Annotated in this window: 21 protein-coding genes and 2 riboswitches; of the genes, 4 read left to right on the forward strand and 17 right to left on the reverse strand. The window is 72.1% G+C overall.

Annotated elements, in window-relative coordinates:
• Positions 1-65: 65 nt before the first annotated feature.
• The 6 genes from cobF to cbiT all read right to left on the reverse strand — a co-directional run bounded on the left by cobF (position 66) and on the right by cbiT (position 5,298).
• Positions 66-794: a precorrin-6A synthase (deacetylating) gene (cobF, locus tag JHW48_RS01810; protein WP_119887794.1), complete on the reverse strand. Its 729-nt coding sequence runs from the start codon at positions 792-794 to the stop codon at positions 66-68.
• On the reverse strand, positions 791-1,456 hold the full coding sequence (locus tag JHW48_RS01815; RefSeq protein WP_119887793.1) for an energy-coupling factor ABC transporter permease: 666 nt from the start codon (positions 1,454-1,456) through the stop codon (positions 791-793). Before JHW48_RS01815 ends, cobF begins: the two co-directional genes overlap by 4 nt.
• Before the next feature lie 31 nt (positions 1,457-1,487).
• Positions 1,488-1,704, reverse strand: a riboswitch (cobalamin riboswitch).
• Between the two features lie 21 nt (positions 1,705-1,725).
• A complete protein-coding gene (locus tag JHW48_RS01820) occupies positions 1,726-3,036 on the reverse strand; it encodes a cobyrinic acid a,c-diamide synthase CobB (RefSeq protein WP_240637980.1) in 1,311 nt (436 codons plus the stop codon).
• The gene (cobM, locus tag JHW48_RS01825; RefSeq protein ID WP_119887791.1) at positions 3,033-3,800 is read right to left on the reverse strand and encodes a precorrin-4 C(11)-methyltransferase; all 768 of its coding nucleotides are present in this window, start codon (positions 3,798-3,800) and stop codon (positions 3,033-3,035) included. Before cobM ends, JHW48_RS01820 begins: the two co-directional genes overlap by 4 nt.
• Positions 3,797-4,120: a cobalamin biosynthesis protein gene (locus JHW48_RS01830; protein WP_119887790.1), complete on the reverse strand. Its 324-nt coding sequence runs from the start codon at positions 4,118-4,120 to the stop codon at positions 3,797-3,799. Before JHW48_RS01830 ends, cobM begins: the two co-directional genes overlap by 4 nt.
• Positions 4,102-5,298 (reverse strand): precorrin-6Y C5,15-methyltransferase (decarboxylating) subunit CbiT, encoded by a 1,197-nt coding sequence (gene cbiT, locus JHW48_RS01835; RefSeq protein WP_272835714.1) that lies wholly within the window; start codon positions 5,296-5,298, stop codon positions 4,102-4,104. The genes JHW48_RS01830 and cbiT overlap by 19 nt, the downstream gene beginning before the upstream one ends.
• Between cbiT and JHW48_RS01840 the strand changes: the two genes are divergently transcribed.
• The gene (locus tag JHW48_RS01840) at positions 5,297-6,034 is read left to right on the forward strand and encodes a cobalt-precorrin-6A reductase (protein WP_119884800.1); all 738 of its coding nucleotides are present in this window, start codon (positions 5,297-5,299) and stop codon (positions 6,032-6,034) included. The genes cbiT and JHW48_RS01840 overlap by 2 nt on opposite strands.
• On the opposite strand, the gene cobJ is transcribed toward JHW48_RS01840, so the two are convergent.
• From cobJ to JHW48_RS01875, 7 genes are read right to left on the reverse strand one after another with little or no spacing between them, the layout of a single operon-like run.
• Positions 6,010-6,738, reverse strand: coding sequence for a precorrin-3B C(17)-methyltransferase (gene cobJ, locus JHW48_RS01845; RefSeq protein ID WP_119884801.1), 729 nt, complete (start codon positions 6,736-6,738; stop codon positions 6,010-6,012). The genes JHW48_RS01840 and cobJ overlap by 25 nt on opposite strands.
• Positions 6,735-7,472, reverse strand: coding sequence for a precorrin-2 C(20)-methyltransferase (cobI, locus tag JHW48_RS01850; protein ID WP_205961855.1), 738 nt, complete (start codon positions 7,470-7,472; stop codon positions 6,735-6,737). Before cobI ends, cobJ begins: the two co-directional genes overlap by 4 nt.
• Positions 7,472-8,101 (reverse strand): precorrin-8X methylmutase, encoded by a 630-nt coding sequence (locus JHW48_RS01855; protein WP_119884803.1) that lies wholly within the window; start codon positions 8,099-8,101, stop codon positions 7,472-7,474. The genes cobI and JHW48_RS01855 overlap by 1 nt, the downstream gene beginning before the upstream one ends.
• On the reverse strand, positions 8,101-9,228 hold the full coding sequence (cobG, locus tag JHW48_RS01860; RefSeq protein WP_240637669.1) for a precorrin-3B synthase: 1,128 nt from the start codon (positions 9,226-9,228) through the stop codon (positions 8,101-8,103). The genes JHW48_RS01855 and cobG overlap by 1 nt, the downstream gene beginning before the upstream one ends.
• Complete coding sequence (gene cobN / locus JHW48_RS01865; protein ID WP_119884804.1) at positions 9,186-12,383, reverse strand: cobaltochelatase subunit CobN; 3,198 nt, start codon at positions 12,381-12,383, stop codon at positions 9,186-9,188. Before cobN ends, cobG begins: the two co-directional genes overlap by 43 nt.
• The gene (gene cobW, locus JHW48_RS01870) at positions 12,383-13,426 is read right to left on the reverse strand and encodes a cobalamin biosynthesis protein CobW (protein ID WP_119884805.1); all 1,044 of its coding nucleotides are present in this window, start codon (positions 13,424-13,426) and stop codon (positions 12,383-12,385) included. Before cobW ends, cobN begins: the two co-directional genes overlap by 1 nt.
• A gap of 2 nt (positions 13,427-13,428) precedes the next feature.
• On the reverse strand, positions 13,429-13,788 hold the full coding sequence (locus JHW48_RS01875) for a DUF1636 family protein (RefSeq protein WP_119884806.1): 360 nt from the start codon (positions 13,786-13,788) through the stop codon (positions 13,429-13,431).
• A gap of 96 nt (positions 13,789-13,884) precedes the next feature.
• Positions 13,885-14,093: riboswitch (cobalamin riboswitch) on the reverse strand.
• Between the two features lie 40 nt (positions 14,094-14,133).
• Between JHW48_RS01875 and cobO the strand changes: the two genes are divergently transcribed.
• From cobO to JHW48_RS01890, 3 genes are all read left to right on the forward strand, one after another.
• Positions 14,134-14,763 carry a cob(I)yrinic acid a,c-diamide adenosyltransferase gene (cobO, locus tag JHW48_RS01880; RefSeq protein ID WP_119884807.1) on the forward strand — a complete coding sequence of 210 codons (630 nt, stop codon included), beginning with the start codon at positions 14,134-14,136 and terminating at the stop codon, positions 14,761-14,763.
• Between the two features lie 98 nt (positions 14,764-14,861).
• The gene (gene otsB, locus JHW48_RS01885) at positions 14,862-15,584 is read left to right on the forward strand and encodes a trehalose-phosphatase (RefSeq protein ID WP_119884808.1); all 723 of its coding nucleotides are present in this window, start codon (positions 14,862-14,864) and stop codon (positions 15,582-15,584) included.
• Between the two features lie 11 nt (positions 15,585-15,595).
• Entirely contained in the window at positions 15,596-16,939 is a 1,344-nt protein-coding gene (locus JHW48_RS01890; protein WP_119884809.1) for an alpha,alpha-trehalose-phosphate synthase (UDP-forming), read from the forward strand.
• A 237-nt stretch (positions 16,940-17,176) separates the two neighbouring features.
• Here JHW48_RS01890 and aroQ read toward each other — a convergent pair whose 3' ends face one another.
• The 4 genes from aroQ to JHW48_RS01910 are packed head-to-tail and all read right to left on the reverse strand — an operon-like array spanning position 17,177 to position 20,701.
• Positions 17,177-17,602, reverse strand: coding sequence for a type II 3-dehydroquinate dehydratase (gene aroQ, locus JHW48_RS01895; protein ID WP_119884810.1), 426 nt, complete (start codon positions 17,600-17,602; stop codon positions 17,177-17,179).
• 39 nt (positions 17,603-17,641) lie between these two features.
• On the reverse strand, positions 17,642-19,087 hold the full coding sequence (locus tag JHW48_RS01900; RefSeq protein ID WP_119884811.1) for an asparaginase: 1,446 nt from the start codon (positions 19,085-19,087) through the stop codon (positions 17,642-17,644).
• 10 nt (positions 19,088-19,097) lie between these two features.
• On the reverse strand, positions 19,098-20,120 hold the full coding sequence (locus tag JHW48_RS01905) for a histone deacetylase family protein (RefSeq protein ID WP_119884812.1): 1,023 nt from the start codon (positions 20,118-20,120) through the stop codon (positions 19,098-19,100).
• A 38-nt stretch (positions 20,121-20,158) separates the two neighbouring features.
• Entirely contained in the window at positions 20,159-20,701 is a 543-nt protein-coding gene (locus JHW48_RS01910) for a DUF924 family protein (protein WP_119884813.1), read from the reverse strand.
• Between the last annotated feature and the right edge of the window lie 13 nt (positions 20,702-20,714).

Here is a 20,714-nt window from a genome sequence, read left to right on the forward strand (position 1 = left end):
CCCAAGCTCCGAGGTGAACGCGGCGGCTCGTTGCCCGTGCCTGCCAGCGCAGCGGCTCCCGAAGCTCAGGCCGAGCGCGCCAGCAGGTAGCAGTCCATGATCCAGCCATGGGCGGCGCGGGCGGCGGTGCGGGTGGCCTCGATGCGGGGGGCGGCCTCGGCCAGGGGGCCGTGGTCCAGGCGCTCTTGGGGCATGCCCAGATAGGCGCCCCACCAGATCTCCAGCCCCTCTGGCGGCAGCGTCGCGAAGGCGCAGCCGCCGTCCAGCATCACCACTGCGCGGTCGCAGTCTGGGGGCCAGCCGCCTTCGCGCAGCTGGCGGCCGGTGGTGATGCGGACCTCTCCGCCAAGGGCGTTCAGGGGGATGGCATGGGCCGCGCACAGCGCCTGGATCGCCGTGATGCCGGGGATCACCCGCGGCCGCCAATCCAGCCGCGCCGCGATCCGCAGGCTGCTGTCATAGAGCGACGGATCGCCCCAGACCAGCATCGCCACCGTGCCGCCCTGCGGCAGGTCCACGGCCTGCGCCCAGGCCGCGGCGATGGCGTCGTGCCAGGCCTCGACCCCGTCCAGATAGGGCAGGGACGGGTCGCGGCGGGGCAGGTCGACATGGGCAACCGCGCCGTCGGGGCGGTGGCGGGCCAGCATCGCGTGGCGCAGATGGGCTAGGTCCTCCTTGCCCGCGCCCTTGCGGGGGATCAGGACCAGGTCGGCCTCCTGCAGGGCGCGGACGCCCTGCAGGGTCAGGTGGTCGGGATGGCCGGTGCCCGCCCCGATCAGCACCAGCTCGATCATGCGTAGAGCCGCGGCGTGACCAGCCCGCTGCCGCGCAGGCCGCGCGCGGCCTTGGCGCCTGCCAGCACCGCCAGATCGACCAGCGGCTCCAGCGCCAGGACCAGCATATAGGCCGCGCCGAAGGACAGGATGCCGGGCAGCGCCTCGGCCCCCTGGCCATAGAAGGCCCAAAATGCAACCCAGACCACGATGCCGCCCTGATAGGCCGCCGACAGCGCCAGCGCCTGGCCATAGCGCAGGTCCACATAGGCCGTGCCCGGCGCGATGATCCGCCGCGCCACCGCCTGCAGCGCGAACAGCGGCACCAGCAGCGTCGTCACGTTCATCCCGTATTGCGGCAGATCGAAGGGCGCGAAGACCAGCCCCTGGATCAGCAGGCCAAGCGCCAGCCCGATCGCCGCGGGCGCGGCCCCCAGGATCAGGAACAGGGTCGAGCCGAGGATCAGGTGCACCTCGGACACGCCCACGGGCCAGGTCGGCAGGACCTCGAAGAACAACAGCGTCGCGGCCGTGGCCAGGCCCGCCCGCGCGGCCAGCGATGCCGCGCCCTGCGCGCGCAGCGCCCCGGCCGCCAGCTTCAGGGTATAGAGCCCCGCCGCGGCTGCGGTCGCATGGCTCAGGATGATCTTGGCGCCGGTGACGACGCCTTCCTCGATATGCATGTCACACTCCTTCGGCCGTCCACCCGACGGCATGGGGTTGGCTGACATGGCCGGTCTCCTGGCTCGCGGGTCGTGGCGCGGCGTCGGCCTTCCCGGATCGCTCCAGTGGCCATGGGTGACGCGCGCTCTCCGCATACAGTCGCGGGGGCGGCCGGGGCTTGGGGCGCCGCGATTGGGTCCGCCCTTCCCCGTTCCCGATGAAGCCCGACGCTGAGCGTCTGACGGGCACCATGCAGTGCCATCACCTAGACGTGATCGCCCCGTCCGCGTCAAGCCGAGGCTGGGGCGATCAGGTGAAAGAAGGTGCCGGTGACCTGATCGCGGCGGCTGCCGGTCTCGGGGACCTCGGCGCCGGTCGCGTCGGTCACGCGGGCCAGGGGCGCGTCGGGCTGGGACAGGACCGTGGCATAGTGGAATTCATGCCCGCGCAGCGCCACCCGCCCCAGCCCCGGCAGAGCGGTCAGCGGCTCGGCTCGGCGGTATCCCAGATGCATCCGGCGCTTGGCATAGCTGGTCTCCAGCCCCAGCAGGCCCAGCATCGGGTGGCGCAGCCCATCGGCATCGACCAGCCCCGCCCCAAGCGCCATATAGCCGCCGCATTCCCCATGCACCGGCCGCGTCGCCGCAAAGCGGTGCATGGCCGTGCGGAAGCCGTTGCAGGCGGCCAGCCGGGGCGCGTGCAACTCCGGGTATCCGCCCGGCAGCCAGCAGCAATCGGCGCCGTCATCCGGCCCCTCATCCGCCAGCGGCGAAAAGGGCAGGATCGTGGCCCCGGCCCGCCGCCAGGCCTCCAGCACATGCGGATAGACGAAGCTGAAGGCCGCGTCGCGGGCCAGCGCGATCCGTCCCCCCGGCGGCGTCAGCGGTCGGGGCGCGGGGGCCTCGGGCAGGGCACGATGGGCGGCGGCGGCGATGATCGCCTCCAGGTCGCAATGCGCGGCGATGAACTCGCCCGCATGGTCCAGGATGGCCTGCAGTCCCGCCGTCTCCTCGGCCTGAATCAGACCCAGATGGCGTTCAGGCAGGGTGATGTTGCCCTGACGCGGCAGGCTGCCCAGCACGCGGATGCCCGCCTGATCCATCCCCTCGCGGATCAGCCGGTCGTGGCGCGGCGAGGCCACGCGGTTCAGCACCACCCCCGCAAAGGGCAGATCGGGGCGCAGCGTGGCAAAGCCCCGCGCCGTGGCCGCCGCCGATTGCGCCTGTCCGCCCACGTCCAGGATCAGCACCACGGGCCAACCCATCATCTGGGCGATTTCCGCGCTGGAGCCGATGCCGGTTTCCCCCGCGGTCGCCACCCCGTCGAACAGGCCCATCGACCCCTCGGCCAGGACCAGATCGGCGGGCGGTTGGCCGGTCGCATGGGCGATCAGCCGCCCCGGCTCCATCGCCCAGGCATCCAGGTTGAAGCTGGCTCGCCCCGAGGCCGCCAGGTGGAACCCCGGATCGATGTAATCCGGCCCCGACTTGAAGGGCTGCACCGTGAGTCCCTGCCGGCGCAACGCGGTCAGCAGGCCCAGCATCAGCATCGTCTTGCCCGTCCCCGATGCGGGGGCGGATATCATCAGACCCGGGGTCATTCCGGAAACCTCGGCGCGTCGCCCACGGGGCGATAGCGGCGGTCATAATCGGCGGCGTAAAGGCGGCTGTCCTCGAACCCCTCGCCCGCCAGCGCGGGGCCGACCAGGATCAGCGCGGTGCGGTCGATGCCCTGCGCGTCTACCGTTGCCAGGGTCGCGCGGATCACCCGCTGGTCCGGCCAGCTGGCCCGCCAAACCACCGCCACCGGGCAGTCGGGGCCGTAATGCGGGGTCAGATCGGCCACCACCTGCTCCAGCGCGTGGATCGACAGATGGATCGCCAGCGTCGCTCCGGTCGCGGCGAAGGCCGCCAGCGTCTCGCCCCCGGGCATCGAGGATGCGCGCCCCGGCGTCCGGGTCAGAACCACGGATTGCGCAAGGCCCGGCAGGGTCAGTTCGGTCTGCAGCGCGGCGGCGGCGGCGGCGAATGACGGCACGCCCGGCGTCACGTCGAAGGGGATGTCCAGCGCTCGCAACCTTCGGATCTGTTCCCCCATCGCGGACCAGACCGACAGATCGCCGGAATGCAGCCTCGCCACGTCCTGGCCCGCCGCATGGGCGGCGGCGATCTCCTCCATGATCCGGTCCAGCGACAGGGGCGCGGTGTTCACGATCCGCGCGCCGGGCGGGCAATGGGAGAGCAGCGCGGCAGGCACCAGCGACCCGGCATAGAGGCAGACCGGGCAGGCCGCGATCAGGTCGCGGCCGCGCAGGGTGATCAGGTCGGGCGCGCCGGGGCCTGCGCCGATGAAATGGACGGTCATGGAACCTCTGCGATCGCGATGGTGACGGGACCGAAGGTCCGGCGCGGATGGGTCAGGCGGCCGCCCGCCGCAAGGGCGGCGGCCTCGGCCACCGATCCGGTGCCGAAGGCGGCCAGGATGCGGGCGGATTGCGTGGGTGTGGCGACGCCTGCCACCGCGACCAGGTGCAGGGGCAGGGTGCGGGCCCGCGCCAAGGGGCGCAGCTCGGGCGCGCGTTCGGGAATGGTGGCCAGCGCGTCGGCGCCGCCCGCGGCCTCCAGCGCGGCCAGCAGGGCGGGCAGGGGGGTGCCCGGGCGGCAGCCTATTCCGGCGATGCGCATGTGACGCTCCATTGCACGATCGGGCGGGCGGGGGTCCAGCCGCGCATCCGGCCCAGGGGCGCGGCCTCGGCGATGTCGATGCGCAGCAGGCGGCCGCCGTGATCGGCGTGCCAGCGGGCCAGCAGCGATTCCGTCTCCAGCGTCACAGCATTGGTGACCAGCCGCGCGCCGGGGGGCAGGCGGGCCCACAGCGCCTCCAGCAGCGCCTGCGACGCGCCGCCGCCGACAAAGACCGCATCAGGGGCGCCGGGCGGCAGCGCCTCGGGGGCCGAGCCTTCGATCACCGTGACCCGCCCCCCCAGGCCGAAGGCGTCCAGATTGGCGCGGATGGTGGCGATGCGGTCGGCGCGCGGCTCCACCGTCACGGCGCGGCCCCCGGCCAGCGCCCATTCCACCGCGACCGATCCCGAACCGCCGCCGATATCCCACAGCACCTCTCGCGCGCGCGGGGCCAGGGCCGCCAGTGTCAGCGCGCGGATGGGCGATTTGGTGATCTGCCCGTCATGGGTGAACAGCGCATCCGCCCGCCCCGGCACCGCAGGCAGGCCAAAGCCACGCGGCAGATCCGCCCCGTCGATGGCCACCGCCACCGGTGCCGCGCAGGTCAGGGCAAAGCCGTCGGCGCGCGTGCTGCGCACCCGTTCGGACGGCCCGCCAAGACGCTCCAGCACCGTCAGCCGCGCAGCCCGCGCGCCCTGTCCGACCAGCCATTGGGCCAGCGCGGCGGGCGCGTCGCCATCGCGCAGCGTCGCGATGATCCGGCAGCCGCGCACCAGATGCGGCCGCAGCCGCGCGAAGGGGGCGGCATGCAGGCCCAGGGTCGCGGTGTCTTCCAGCCGCCAGCCAAGCCGGCCCGCCGCCAGCGACAGCACCCCCGGCGCGGGCAGGGCGCACCATTCGTGACGCTCCAGCGCCGCCGCGATGCTGCCCCCCGCCCCGCACCAGAAGGGATCGCCCGATACCAGCGCCGCCACCCGCCGCCCCCGCAGCGCCAGCAGCGGCGCCAGATCGAAGGGCACCGGCCAGGCCCGCCCCCGCGCGCCCACCCCCACCAGGGCCAGGTGGCGCGGGCCGCCAAAGACGACCTCGGCAGCCTCTAGCGCGCGCAGGCTTGCGCCGGGCAGGCCGTCCGGTCCATCTTCGGTGATCCCGATGATCGTCAGCCAAGGGTCAGACATGCGACGCATCCTGCTGCTGGGCGGCACGAGTGAGGCCAGCCGCCTGGCCGCCCTGCTGGCCCGCGCCGGTGTCGCGGCGGTCTTCTCCTATGCCGGACGGACCGAGGCGCCCATCTCCCAGCCCCTGCCCACGCGGATCGGCGGCTTCGGCGGGGTCGAGGGCATGGCGCGCTACCTGCGGGACCAGGACATCGGCGCGGTCATTGATGCGACCCATCCCTTTGCCGCCCAGATCAGCCGCAATGCGGATGCCGCCTGCCGCGCGGGCGGCGTGCCGATGCTGATGCTGCGCCGCCCCGCCTGGCCGGTCGATCCCGGCTGGAGTCGCATTCCCGACATCGCGGGCGCGGTCGCGGCGCTGCCTTGCGCGCCCACCGGCGTGTTCCTGGCCATCGGCAAGCAGACCTTGGCGCCCTTTGCCGCCCTGCCGCATCGCTGGCTGCTGCGGCTGGTCGATGCGCCGGGTGCGCCGCCCCTGCCCGGCGCGCAGGTCGTGCTGGCGCGCGGCCCCTTCACAGTCGCGGGCGACCGGGCGCTGATGGCCGCGCATGGCATCACCCATCTGGTCGCCAAGAACAGCGGCGGCGCGGGGGCGCGGGCGAAGCTGGACGCGGCGCGCGATCTGGGCGTGCGGGTCGTGCTGATCGACCGGCCCGCGGCGCCCGACCGGCCGCAGGTCGACACGCCGGAACAGGCGCTGGACTGGCTGCATCAGACTGCCCCCCGGGGGGTATAGACCCACCGGCCCACCCGCCGCGTGGCGCGGTTGCCGACCAGCACGACGGTGCGCATGTCGGCCATGTCGGGCGTGGCCTCCTCCAGCGTGACCACGCGCAGCGCCTCGTCAGGCGTGGTGACGGCGCGGGCAAAGATCATCAGGCGTTCGGGTTCGCATTCCTCGCGCAGCACCTCCAGCACGCGGGCAAAACCTGCGGGTCGGCTGGCCGAGCGCGGGTTGTAGAAGGCCATCGCGAAATCACCCCGCGCCGCGTGGCGCACCCGGTGTTCGATCAGCGCCATGGGTTTGAGGTTGTCCGACAGGTTGATCGCGCAGAAATCATGGCCCAAAGGAGCGCCTGCCCGCGCCGCCGCCGCCAGCATCGCGGTGATGCCGGGCAGGATGCGGATGTCGGGGTCGGCGCCCTCGGCCTCCAGCGCCTCGAACAGGGCGGAGGCCATGGCGAAGACGCCGGGATCGCCCGACGAGACGATCACCACCCGCGCGCCCTGCGCTGCCAGGGACAGAGCATGGCGGGCGCGGTCCAGCTCCACACGGTTGTCGCTGGCATGCAGGGTCAGGCCGGGCCGAGCCGCCACCCGCGCGACATAGGGGATATAGCCGATCACGTCCGTCGCCTGATCCAGCGCGGCGGCGACTTCGGGGGTCACCATGGCGTCAGACCCCGGCCCCAGCCCCGCGACGGTGATCCAGCCGGTCATTCCGCCACCCGCGCCATGGGGCGCCGTCCATGACCATGGACCAGCAGGATGGCGAAATAGGGGCAGTCGTCATCGGCCACCTCCGCCACAGGCGCGATGCGCTGGCCGGGCATGGTGCCGCGTTCGATCAGCCAGGCATCCGCCAGACGCCCGGACGCCGCCAAGGCGCGGCGCAGCTTGGGCAGGTTGCGGCCGGTCTTCATCACCACCAGCGCGTCGCTGCCCTGCATGTGGCGGATCAGGTCCGCCTCGGGCAGGGTGCCCATCAGCACGGTCAGCACGTCATCGCCCCAGGTCATCGGCTGGCCTACCGCGTTCCAGCAGCCGACCATGCCGGGAATGCCGGGGATCACCTCGACCTCGGCCAGTCCGGTCAGCCGCACCTGCAGATGCATGAAGCTGCCATAGAGGAACGGATCGCCCTCGCACAGGACCACCACATCCTCGGTCTGGGCCAACTGTGCCAGACGCGCGGCCCAGAGGTCATAGAACCCCGCCAGCGCGTCGTTGTAATCGGGATGATCGAAGGGGATCTCGGTCGTGACTGGATATTCCATCGGGTATTCGACCGCATCCGGGGAGAGCATCCCCTGGACGATGCGCCGCGCCTGACCGGGACGGCCGGGTTTCCTGAAATACGCGACGTGGCGCGCGGCGCGCACCGCCCGGTCGGCCCGGACCGAGATCAGGTCCGGATCGCCCGGCCCCAGACCCGCGCAGATGATGCGTCCCATCATTCCCTCCGGCTGGCCAGCGCGTTGATCGCGGCGACGGTGATGGCCGATCCGCCCAACCTGCCGCGCACGACGACCGACGGCGCGGGCGGTGCGGCCATCAGCGCGTCCTTCGATTCCGCCGCGCCGACGAAGCCCACGGGGCAGCCGATGATCGTGGCGGGGCGGGGGCAGGCGGGGTCCTCCAGCATGGTCAGCAGGTGAAACAGCGCGGTAGGCGCATTGCCGATGGCCACGACCGCCCCCGCCAGATGCGGCCGCCACAGCTCAAGTGCTGCGGCGCTGCGGGTGTTGCCCATGTCGCGCGCCATATCGGGCACGCGCGGGTCGCGCAGGGTGCAGATCACCGCGTTCTCCGCGGGCAGGCGGGCGCGCGTCACGCCCTCGCTGACCATATGCGCGTCGCAGAGGATCGGCGCACCGGCGGCCAGCGCGGCGCGGGCCGCCCGCGCCATGCCGGGGGTGAAGGCCACGTCACGCTCCAGCCCCACCAGGCCCGCGGCATGGATCATGCGGACGACGACGGGTTCCTCATCCGCGTCGAAACGCGCCAGATCGGCCTCGGCCCGGATGGTGGCGAAGGACTGGCGATAGATCGCGGCGCCGTCCTTTTCGTAATCATGGGGCATCACAGAACCTTCGGCAGTTGATCGGGGTGCAGACCGCGCAGGGCGGCGGGGTCTTGGGCGCGGCCATGGCGGATCAGGTCGAAGCCCGCGCCCGTCGCGGTCAGCGTCACATCCGCCGCGCGCGGCCAGCCGCAGCCCTTGGCGCAGCCGCTGACATGCAGCACCGCATCCGCCGGGATCAGCGGCGCCAGCGCGCGGGCCAGGGGGCGGGTCGCGGCCTGTGCCTGGGGGCAGGCGGGCGCGCCCGGACAGGCCCGCAGGCGCAGGCGCGGATCATGCGGATCGAGGATCAGGCCGGGGATCGCGGGAAGGCGGCGCGCGCCCCGGATCAGCACCATCCGCCACGGCGTCAGGCGCAGGGGCGCCAGCCGCCCGAGGCGGCGCAGCGTGTCCGGCCCGATCTGCCCGAATTCCAGCCCGACCAGCAGGCCATCTGCATGTGGCCCGGGCCGCAAAGGGGCTGCGGGCAGGGCTGCGGGCAGGGTGGCGCCGGGCGGTGTCAGCCGGGCGGTCAGCGCGGCCATCCGCCCGCGTCCCGACGGCGCGCCGCCCTGATCCAGAAACCACCGCGCCAAGGCCAGCGCATCGCCCGGCCCGCGATAGGGCGCGGCACGGGTGGCCCCGTCGGCGCGCAGGGTCGGGCCCGGCTCGATGCGGATATCGGCGGGGTCGCGGGTCAGGACGGGCGTCGCGCCGGGATCAACGGCAAAGCCGAACTTGGCGGGCAGGGCCAGGTCGCTGGCGGCCAAGGCCTCGGCCAGTTCGGCGGCCAGCCGGTCGGCCTCGGCATCGGCAAAGGGCGTTACGATGATGTTGCGCCGCCCTTCGGCGCGCGCATCCGCGTCGATCAGCCCATGGGGCCGCAGGGCCTCGATCAGCGGCGCATGGCTGGCGGGCGTCACGCCGCGCAGCTGCAGGTTGGCCCGCCCGGTCAGTTCGATCACGCCGTTGCCATGCGCCTCGGCCGCATCCGCGATGGCCTGGGCCTGGGCGCTGTCCAGCCGCCCGCCAGGGGGGCGGATGCGCACCACCCAGCCATCGCCCGAATCCATCGGACGCAGCGCGCCGGGGCACCAGCCGCGGATCACGACAGCCCCGCCGAGATCGAATTGCGCCGCGTCACCCACAGCCCCGCCTCATGCAGCCGCCGGAACAGATCGCGCAGGGCGGCCAGCGCCTCCGGGTTCGCGCCCTCCATGAAATCCACGATCTCGGGGCGCCCCAAGGTCGCGTCGTGATAGAGGTCGAACAGATGCGCCGGCACCGCCCCCGCCAGATGCGCGAAGGCCGCCATATGGTCCAGCGTGGCCGCGATCTCGGCCGCGCCGCGATAGCCATGGGCGGTCATCGCATCGGCCCAGGCCGGATCGGCGGCGCGGGCGCGGATGGTGCGGGCGATCTCCTCGGTCAGGGTGCGGGCGCGGGGGCGGCCCGGCTGCGTGGCATCCAGGTGATAAAGCGCGGCGCGCCCGCCGATCCGCGCCATGGCGGCGGCAAATCCCCCCTCATGCGCGGCATAATCGGCGGCCAGCAGCAGGTCCGTCTCGGGCAGGTCCTGGGCATGGACGAAGCTGTCGCTGCGGGCCAGCCGCGCCTCCAGCGCGGTGCGGTCCGGACGGCTGGTCCCGTCCGTGCCGATCGCCCAGCTTGACGCGGCGATCCAGGCCTCGCCCGCCGCCGCCCGCGCGGCATCGGTGAATTCCGTGGCCGCCGTGCCCATGCCCAGCCCGTATCGCCCGGGCTGCGGGCCAAACACGCGCGCCCCGCCGCGATAGGGGTTCTGGCAGGCCTCCTCGTCCCGCGCGGCCAAGGCCTCGGCCCCGGTCTGGAACAGCTGGGCCAGCACCGGGAACAGGTCGCGAAACAGCCCCGAGACGCGCAGCGTCACATCGATGCGCGGCCGCCCCAGCAGGGCCAGAGGCAGCACCTCGACCCCCGTCACCCGCCCCGATCCCGCATCCCGGATCGGCCGCAGCCCGGCCAGATGCAGGGCCATGGCGAAATCCTCGCCCGCCGTGCGCATCGTGGCGCTGCCCCACAGATCGACGACCAGCCCGCGCGGCCAGTCGCCGTGATCCTGCAGGTGACGGCGCAGCAGCTCCTCGGCCAGCCTGACGCCCTGGGCATGGGCCGATGGCGTGGGCAGGGCACGCGGATCAACGCTGAAGAGGTTGCGCCCCGTGGGCATCACATCCGTCCGTCCCCGGTTGGGCGAACCCGACGGCCCCGGCGGCACGAACCGCCCCGCCAAAGCCGCCGCCAGCCCCGCGCGTTCCGCATCCCCGCAGGGGCCGGTCCCCCAGACATGCAGCCCCGCGCCATACTGGCTTTCCTTGATGTCGCAGACGAAGCGGTCGATGCGGGTGATCGCCTCGGCCGCGCTGGCGTCGGGGGGGATGCCCAGATCCGCTTCGACGCCCAAGGCGCGGGCCTCGTCCCGGATGGCCGCGATCAGGCGGTCGCGGCGCGCGGGATCCAGCCCGTCGGCGGTGGAATATTCGTCCAAGCTGCGCTCCAGCCCCGCCATGCCGGGGGGCAGGGCGGCGGCGCGCATCGGGGGCGGCATATGGCCCAAGGTCACCGCACCCAAGCGGCGCTTGGCCTGCGCGGCCTCGCCCGGATCGTTGACGATGAAGGGATAGACGACCCGCATCCCTCCGGCCAGCGCCTGCGGCCAGCATTCCCCCGACAGCGCCACCGCCTTGCCCGGCAGCCATTCCAGCGTGCCATGCGCCCCCATATGGATCATCGCGCCAAGACCCTGCTCGGCCAGCCACAGATAAAAGGCGACATAGCCATGGCGCGGCACGCGGGTCAGGTCGTGATAGCTGTCCTCGCGCCCGATGCGGTGGCTGCGTTCGGGCTGCAGCGCCAGGATCACCGGCCCGTGGCGGCTGGCGCGCAGGGCAAAGGCGCCTTCCACGCAATCGGGGTCCTCCTCAGGCGCACCCCAGGCCGCAGACAGATCGTCGCGCAACCCCTGCGGCAGGCGGGCCAGCGCGCGGCGGTAATCGGCCAGCGGCCAGCGGATGACGCCCTGCGGCAGACCGGGCAGCGCGACCCCCAACGCCCGCCCCACCGCCTGCGCGGATGCGGGCGCGTCCAGCCCGACCGCATGGGCCTGCTGCCAGTCGCGGCCGGGATAGGTCGACAGCACCACCGCCACATCCCGCGCCGCCCCGCGCCAGGCGACGATCCGGTCCACCGCCTGCCCCAGCAGCCCCATATCCGGCCGATGGACGAAACGCGCATATTCCAGATCCGGATCGCGCGGCGCGACGCCCTTGAAGCTGACGACCCCCGCCAGGATCCGGCCATCCACCTCGGGCAGCACGACGGTCATGGCCAGATCGGACGGCGACAACCCCCGCTCCGCCGCCAGCCAGTCGCGGCGCCGGTTCGTCGACAACACCACCTGAAACACCGGGCAGGACCATCCGCCGAAGGGCGCGACCCCCGCCGTTTCTCCGTTGCCCAAATACCCATCGACCGCGCCACCCGAAAACCCGGTCGCATTGACGACCATCCCCGGCCCGCCCGGCAGCGCCCCCGCCAGCCATTCCGCCAGCCCCTCGGCCTTCAGGGACGGCGCGAATGCCCCCATCGCCGCGATGCCGCGATCGCGCAGCGCATGGATCAGCGCGTCGATCGGCGCCACATCCGCCGCCGCCAGCCAGCTGCGATAGAAGGTGACCAGCGCCCCCACCGGGCCGGGATCGGGGATGACCCCGCGCCCCGGGTCATAGAACCCCATCCGCGGCAGGGCGGGGCGGCCCAGGACCGGCGCGGCCTGCAGCCCCGCCGCGATGGCCAGCTGCGCCAGCGCCGCCTGCGCGGCCACCGCCCCGCCCTCGTCGCAATGACGCCGCAGCACGCGCAGGACCGATGCGGGCACCGTCGAGGCCCGGTCCAGCCGCGGATCGTCGCGCCCATCCGCCGGCAGGACCGCCAGCGCGATCCCCCGCCTGCGCGCCAGATCCTGGACCGAGGCCAGCCCATAGGGCCACCAGTCCTCGCCGCCGATCAGGCGGATCAGGATGCCGCGCGCCCCCGACAGGGTCCGCTCGACATAGGTATCGACCGAGACCGGATGGCGCAGCGCCACAAGGTTGCACAGGCGCGTCGAGGGCAGGCCCCCCGCCGCGCGGCGCCAGCCCTCCGCAAAGGCCCCCAGGTCGCTGTCCGAAAAGGACAGCACGACCAGATCGCCGGGCGTCTGCCCGGGATCGAAGGGGGCGTCGGTCCGGTCCAGACCGACCTCTTCGCGAAAGACCACATGCATCAGGCGGGCACGCCCGTCAGCACCGCGCGGATCGCCTCCGCGTCGACATGGTCATGTTCCGCGATCACCACCAGCCGCGAGGCGCGCGGGGTCGTGCCCCAAGGCCGGTCGTATTGATGGCGCACCCGCGCGCCCACCGCCTGGACCAGCAGGCGCATCGGCTTGCCCGCCACCGCGACATGGCCCTTCACCCGCAGGATCCGCTGTTCGGTGGCCAGCCGCCCGATGCGCGCGGCCAGATCGGCGGGGTCGGTGATCTCGGGCAGGTCGATGACGACCGTGTCGAAATCCTCGTGCTCGTGATCGTCGGCGCCGTCATGATGGCTGGGGCGGGCGTCCAGGTCATCCTCGGCGGCGCGGCCCAGGCCCAGGATCAGGCGCGGATCCACCACGCCCTCGGTCACGGTCAGGATGGGCAGGGGGCGGGGCGCCTCGGCGGCGATGGCGTCCCGCGCGGCGGCGACCCCCGCATCGCCCGCCAGATCCGCCTTGGTCAGCAGCACTACATCGGCGCAGGCGATCTGGTCGCCGAAGACCTCGGATAGGGGGGTCTCGTGGTCCAGGCCCTCATCGGCGGCGCGCTGCGCGTCCACCGCCGCCACGTCGGGGGCGAACCGGCCCGCGGCCACCGCCTCGGCATCGGCCAGGGCGATGACGCCATCGACCGTGATCCGCAGCCGGATCGCGGGCCAGTCGAAGGCCTTGAGCAGCGGCTTGGGCAGCGCCAGACCCGAGGTCTCGATCAGGATGTGGTCGGGCCGCCGCGGCAGAGCCATCAGCGATTCCAGCGTGGGGATGAAATCATCGGCCACGGTGCAGCAGATGCAGCCGTTCGACAGCTCCAGGATGTTCTCGGCCGGGCAGGCCTCGTCGGCGCAGCCGCGCAGGATGTCGCCATCCACGCCCATCGTGCCGAATTCGTTGACGATCACCGCCAGACGCAGCCCGCCGGGATTGCGCAGCAGGTGGCGGATCAGGGTCGTCTTGCCCGATCCCAGAAATCCGGTGATCACGGTGACGGGGGTCTTGGTCAGGTCGGTCATGGTCACTCCTGCGGGGGGATGCGGGCAAGGCTCTGCTTGCGGAAGATGGCGGGGCGTTCGCGCCACGGCACGACCCCGTCGGCCGCGGCGGCATAGGCGGCGGCGCCCGACAGGATCTGGGCCGCGTCGTCAGGCGTCAGGCGGCCATAGACATAGGACCACTTGGCCCGCCCCGACAGCGCGACGGCACAGCCCTGCGAACAGGCGGACAGGCATTCGACGGGGCGGATCCGGACCCCCGGCGGGGCATCGCCCGACAGCGCGGCCAACAGGCGCGCGCCCGCGCGGGGCGCGCAGGGATCGGGATCGTCATCGGGCAGGGTGCCGCGACAGGTGGTGCAGACATGCAGAACGGCGCGCATCGCGGCCCCTTTCTCCTTGCGGCAAAGGGGCGTCCGGAAGGTGCAGGCACGGGGCATCCGGCCATCACCTGCCGGTTGCGAAACACCCCGTTCGCCCGTCATCATCCGGTGCTGGCAGGTCTCCCGGCTTGCGGATCCGGGGTTTCCCCCACGATCGCCCCCCTTCCCGGCCCTTGGGGGCCAGTGGATCGGGCGACCTCTCCGGTCACGGTCGCGGGGGCGGCTGCGCTTGGGGCCCTTTGGGGGGCCTTGTCGCATTCCCTCTTCGCCTGTCATAGACAGGAACCAACACGCCCGCGACCAAACCCCCGTCCCCGCCCATTGTCAACCGCAAGGAGCGACCGCATGACGCAGACCGACCCCATTCCCGAAGACGACCTGGCCCGCCACAGCCGCAAGATGGCCAAGAAGAAGGCCGCCCGCGACCGCATGATGGAAAGCCGCACCGGCGAGAAGGGGCTGGTGATCGTCCATACCGGGCCGGGCAAGGGCAAATCCTCCAGCGGCTTCGGGATGATCATGCGCTGCATCGCGCATCAGATGCCCTGCGCGGTGGTCCAGTTCATCAAGGGCGCGTGGGATACCGGCGAACGGCGCCTGCTGACCACGCATTTCGCGGGCCTTTGTCAGTTCCACGCGATGGGCGAGGGCTTCACCTGGGAAACCCAGGACAAGTCGCGCGACATCGCCGCCGCCGCCGCGGGCTGGGACCGCGCCAAGGATCTGATCCGCGACCCCGCCATCCGCATGGTCCTGCTGGACGAGATCAACATCGCCTTCCGCTACGGCTATCTGGATGTGGCCGAGGTGCTGGCCTTTCTGGAGGCCGAGAAGCCGCCGATGACCCATGTCGTGCTGACCGGCCGCGGCGCGCCCGAGGCGCTGGTCGCCGCCGCCGATCTGGTGACCGAGATGACCCAGATCCGCCATCCCTTCCGTGCCGGGATCAAGGCGCAGCCGGGGGTGGAATACTGATCCGTCGCGCCGCGGGGCAGAAAAACCTCACATCCCGGTGAACCGGGGCGGGGGCGGGCGGGTTCCCTTTGCGTCATCCACGACCCGAAGGCCCGCCCATGACCCTGCCCCCGCTGTCGCCCGATGCCGCGCTGTTCCTGGATTTCGACGGCTGCCTGGTGGATATCGCCCCGCGCCCCGATGCGGTCCGGGTGACGGGTGCGCTGCGCGACCGGTTGGCGCGGCTGCATGACCGTCAGGGGGGCGCAGTGGCGCTGATCTCGGGGCGCGACGTGGCCGATCTGCGCGGGCATCTGCCGGATTTCCCGGGCGTGGTCGCGGGCAGCCACGGGTCGGAGCTGTCCCTGCGCGCGGGCCATGTCCAAACCCTGCATCACGCCGAATTCGACGCGGCCGCGCTGCATGCCGACCTGCGCGCCCTGGCCGCCCCCCATCCCGCCCTGCTGGTCGAGGAGAAACCCCATGGCGGCGCCCTGCACTACCGCGCCGCCCCGGAACTGGAACCCGAGGTGCGGCGCATCATGCAGGATCTGGCCGCCCGGAACCCGCATCTGATGCTGCAGCCCGCCAAGATGGCGCTGGAGCTGCGCCCCGCCGGTGTCGGCAAGGACAGCGCCCTGGCCCATCTGATGACGCTGGAGCCGTTCCACGGCCGCCTGCCGGTCTTTGCAGGCGACGACACCACTGACGAACCCGCCATGGCCGAGGCGCAGTCGCGCGGCGGCATGGCCATCAAGATCGGCGAGGGCGCCACCGCGGCCGCCCATCGCCTGCCCGATCCCGCGGCCCTGGCCCTCTGGCTGGACCGCAGCCTGACCTGAGGAGCCTGCCGATGTCCCGCCTGATCGTCGTGTCGAACCGCCTTCCCTTGGGGGATGCGCCATCCGGCGGGCTGGTCGTCGCCCTGCAGGACGCGCTGAAATCATCGGGCGGGGTCTGGGTGGGGTTTTCCGGCGAGGTGACGCCGGATGCGGAACCCGCGCTGCGCAGCCATCCGGGCGCGGCCTTCCAGCGCCTGTCCTTCGACCTGACGCCGGATGAACACGAGACCTATTACCTGGGCTATTCCAACTCGATCCTCTGGCCGGTCTGTCATGGGCGGCCCAGCCTGACGCGGATCCTGCCGGAATATCTGGACGGCTATGACCGGGTGAATGCCCGCATCGCGCGGATGCTGGCGCGGGAGCTGCGCCCCGACGACCGCATCTGGGTGCAGGATTACCACCTGTTCCCGCTGGCCGCGCATCTGCGCGCCCTGGGCGTCACGGCGCGGATCGGGCATTTCCTGCACATCTCCTTTCCGGGACCGGGCGATTGCGCGGCCCTGCCCAATCCGGGCCAGCTGTTCGACTGGCTGTCCCATTACGACCTGATCGGGTTCCAGGCGGAACGCGACCTGGGGGCGTTCGCCGAAAGCGCGCGCCAGCTGGCCGGGGCCGATCCCGCCGATCCGCGGCATTTCGATCTGTGCGGCCGCCGCGTCCGGGCGGGGGTGTTTCCCATCGGCATCGACGCCGACAGTTTCATGGCCGAGGCCGCCTGCGCCCCTGACAGCGACCGCATGCGCAGCCTGACCGGCGCCAAGATGATGATCGGCGTGGACCGGCTGGATTACTCCAAGGGCATCCCGCAGCGGTTCCGCGCCTATCAGCTGTTGCTGGACAAGATCCCTGACCTGCATGAAAAGATCAGCTTTCTGCAGATCGCGCCGCCCACCCGGGGCGAGGTCGAGGCCTATCAGACCATCCGCGAGGAGACCGAGCATCTGGCCGGGCGCATCAACGGCCAGTTCGCGACGCTGAACTGGACGCCGATCCGCTTCATCCACCGGCCCTTTCCGCGCCCGGTCCTGGCGGGCCTTTATCGTCAGGCGCGCATCGGGCTGGTCACGCCCCTGGCCGACGGGATGAACCTGGTGGCCAAGGAATATGTCGCGGCCCAGGACCCGCAGGATCCCGGCGTGCTGATCCTGTCGCGCTTTGCCGGCGCGGCCGAGACGATGCAGCAGGCGCTGGTCATCAACCCCCATGACCCGACCGAGATGGCCGCCGCCATGGCCGAGGCGATGCGCATGTCTAAATCCGAACGCCGCGACCAGCACGCGGCCCTGCTGCGCGATGTGGTCGATCATGACGTGGCATGGTGGTCGGACAGCTATCTGAAGACGCTCGGCTGAGCGCGGACTGCCCGTTTCGCGGGCAAACGCCGCCCATGCTGCGCCGCGGCGCGGCAGAGGCGGTTTCCGGGCGCCGCGACGCGGGGCGATGCGGGACGAATCACACGGCGGCGGGCAGGGTGGGGACATGAAGCCAATGGCTTTTGTGCGTCCTCCTCGGGTGCCCCGCATCGGGTGCCGCGCCGTCGGTCCTGCCGCAACCCTCCTCCCTGCGGCCGGGCCGGCGGCTTCTTTTCGTCAGATCAGCCCGGCCACATGGCGGATCGCGGCCACATAGCCGCCCAAGCCCAGACCGGCGATCACCCCGTCCGCGCGATGCGAGACATAGGAATGATGCCGGAAGGCCTCGCGCTTGTGGACCTGGCTGATATGGACCTCGATCACCGGGCCGTCGAAGGCGTTCAGCGCATCCAGCACCGCGACCGAGGTATGGGTCAGGGCTGCGGGGTTGATGACGATGGCCGCGGCCTCCTGCCGGGCCTCGTGGATCCAGTCGACGATCTGGCCTTCCCAGTTGGATTGCAGAAAGCGGATGTCATGGGGGCGGGCGGCCTCGCGGCACAGCGCCTCCAGATCGGCCAGGGTCTCGCGGCCATAGATCTCGGGCTGGCGCATGCCCAGCAGGTTCAGGTTCGGGCCGTTCAGGACATGGATCAGCGGCATCGGATTTCCCCTTGGTTCCCGGAACCCTGCTAGCGGATCTCAGCCCGCCAGCGCAATGACCGGCGCGGCGCGGCCCGCCGGATCGACCAGGACCAGCCCCTCGGCCGTCAGGACCGGCACCGCCCCCGGCGCGGGATCCGACGCCCAGGCCACCGCCCCGTCGGGCGCGATCAGCGCCAGCCGGTCGCCCCGCATGGCCAGCCGCCCTGGCCCGGGGGTCTGCCACAGGGCCCGGGCCCCGCGGATCAGCCGGGGGCCTGTCGCGGGGTCGTTTTCCAGCCTCAGGGGCGCGTCCGCCGCCTCCAGCGCCTGACCGGGCCAGAGCGCGGGGTCGATCCGGTCGCGGGGCGTGCATTCGCCCGTCAGGCTGCGGGCCAGCATCGCGCGCGGATCGGGCGTGGCCGGATCGGCGTTCAGGATCATCAACTTGGCCAGCGCCGCCACCGGCGTCATGTCGCCCGCGGCCACCGCCCCGGTCCCCGCGATCCAGGCCCCGGCGGCATAGTCGAAGGCGCCCACCTGGCCGCCCACCGCGCGGCTGGCGATCAGCACCGGCACCCGCGCCGCCCCGATCGCATCGGCCAGCGCGCCCGCGCCTTGGGGCAAGTTGCCCGCGCCGAACCCCTCCAGGATCAGGCCGGTCGCGCCTTGGTCCAGCGCGGCCCGCACCATCTGGGCCAGCAGGGAGCGGTCGGCGCGGTGATCGGCGGGCAGGGCGGGGATCTGGACGATGCGCTGATCGTCGATCCGCGCCGCGATCCTGTCCAGCCGCTCCAGCGCCCGCGCCCGCGCAACCGCATCATCCAGCGCTAGGTCGGGCGCGGCGGGGCCGGGCAGGGGCGCCACCCCCATGCGGATGCCGATGCCGCGTTCCGCCAAGGCCCCCAGATGCGGGCTGTCGAAACCCGCAAATCCGGTGGTCGAGACCTTCAGCGCCCGGTTGCCGCGCAGCAGGCGGCCGTCGAAGAACAGCCCGACCTCGGGCAGGCGCAGGCGCGTCATCTCCAGCGCGCCGGTCAGGTTGGCCAGCGCGTCGCTGCCCGCGTTCAGGACCAGCCCCTGGCCCGTGTCGCGGAACAGGGGCAGCTGCGCGCCGGTCAGGATCACCGGCTTGGACAGGGCCGCCCGCGCCATGCCGACCGCATCGGGGACGTTCAGCAGCAAGGGCAGCGCCGCGCCGGTGTAGTCCATCGTGTCGGTGCCATGCAGGATGACGAAGCCGTCATGGCGGTCATAGAGGTCCAGCACCCGCCGCGCGATGCGGCACCAGTCCGAGGGGCGCAGATCCGTGCTATCCAGCACCCCCGAGGCGCTGTCGAAGCGCAGGCCCGTGTCGAAATGCAGATCCATCCCCGGCAGGGCCGCCTGCAGCGCCGGTCCCAGGATGGCGCGGGCCGCATCGGCAAAGCGTGCCGCGGGCATGGGCGCCAAGGGCGTGCCGGTGCAGGCGATCGTGCCGCCCGTGTTGAAGATGCAGATCCGCATGACGCCCCCTTCAGCCGGCCTCGATCCACCCCCCGAGGAAGCTGGCCAGATTGCGGGTCAGGTCCTCGGACAGGTAGCCGCCCTCTTGCACGATGACGGTGGGCAGGCCAAGCGCCCGGATGCGCGCCGCCGCCCGCGCAAAGCCCGGCGTCGTGACGCGCAGCCCGCGGAAGGGGTCGTTCTCATGCGCGTCGAGGCCCAAGGCCAGGACCAGCGCGCCCGGCGCGAAATCGCGGATGCGCGCCAGCCCTTGGTCGATGGCCGCCAGCCAGGCCTCGTCGCCCGAGCCGATGGGCAAGGGCAGGTTCAGGTTCGCGCCGTAGCCTGTCTCATGCGCATGGCCCAGATAGAACGGGTAGAAATTGTCCGGATCGGCATGGACCGAGACGGTCAGCACATCGGCGCGGTCGAAGAAGATCGCCTGCGTGCCGTTGCCGTGATGCACGTCGATATCCAGGATCGCCACCCGGTCATGGCGCCCGCGCAGGGCCTGGGCCGCGATGGCGGAATTGTTCAGAAAGCAATGTCCCCCGGCCGTATCCGCATCCGCATGATGCCCCGGCGGACGGCACAGCGCATAGGCCGCCCCCGCCCCCGCCATCACCGCATCCGCCGCCGCCAACGCGGTGTCCACGCCGCGCAGCGCCGCCGCCCAGGTGTCACGCCCCAGGGGGCAGCCCGTATCGCCCATATGCCAGCCCGCCCGCCCGGTGATGCCGGACGGATAGGTCGCGCCGGCCTTCTGCGGATGCAGGTTCGCCACCACCTCCGGCCCCGCGCCCGAGGCCTGCTGCCAATCCTGCCAGCCGGTCTCAAGAAACCGCAGATAGCGGTCGGTATGGATGGCGCGCATGGGCGCTTGGTCGGCGCTTGGCGGCGTCAGGACATCAAGGCCCGCCGCGCGGATCCCCGCCAGCAGGCGGTCGGCGCGTTCGGGGGTTTCCTTGTTCGCCATCACGACGCCGCGCAGCATCCAGAAGCGCGGGTCATGGGCGGCGGTCTCGGGTGCGTAGAAGCAGGGCAGGTCGGTCATGGCGCGAAGGCTAGGGGGCCTTCGCGCCGCTGTAAATGTCAGAAGCCGGAATGGGTTTTCAGGAACTCGGCCTCCTCGGGCGTGCTGTCGCGGCCCAGGATCGCGTTGCGATGGGGGAACCGGCCGAAGCGCTGGACGATGTCGCGATGCTCGCGCGCGAAATGCAGCGAATTCTCGTTACCGAGCGCCTCGTAAAGCTCGACCGAGCGGTCCTGCACGTCCCGGTCCTCGGCATGCATGAAGGGCAGATAGAAGAACTGCCGCTGCTCGGGGGTCATGGCTTGGTCATGGCCCTTCTCGATGGCGGTGCGGGCATGATCCAGCGCCAGATCGTCGCTTTCGAAGGCGCGCGGGCCGCCGCGAAAGATGTTGCGCGGGAACTGGTCCAGCGCGATCACCAGCGCCAGCGCGCTTTCGGGGGCGGCGATCCAGTCGTCCAGATGACCGGCCTGCGCGGCCTCATGCGTTTCGGCGAAGCGGGCGGTGATCTCGCGGTCGATATCGTCGGACTTGGCGAACCAGTAGCGGCTCATCTGGTCCGAGAACCAGAAATCCAGGATCTCCTGCGGGGTCTTGGTCATGGCATGGCCTTCC

This window comes from Paracoccus aestuarii, assembly GCF_028553885.1.
Classification (GTDB): Bacteria; Pseudomonadota; Alphaproteobacteria; order Rhodobacterales; family Rhodobacteraceae; genus Paracoccus; species Paracoccus aestuarii.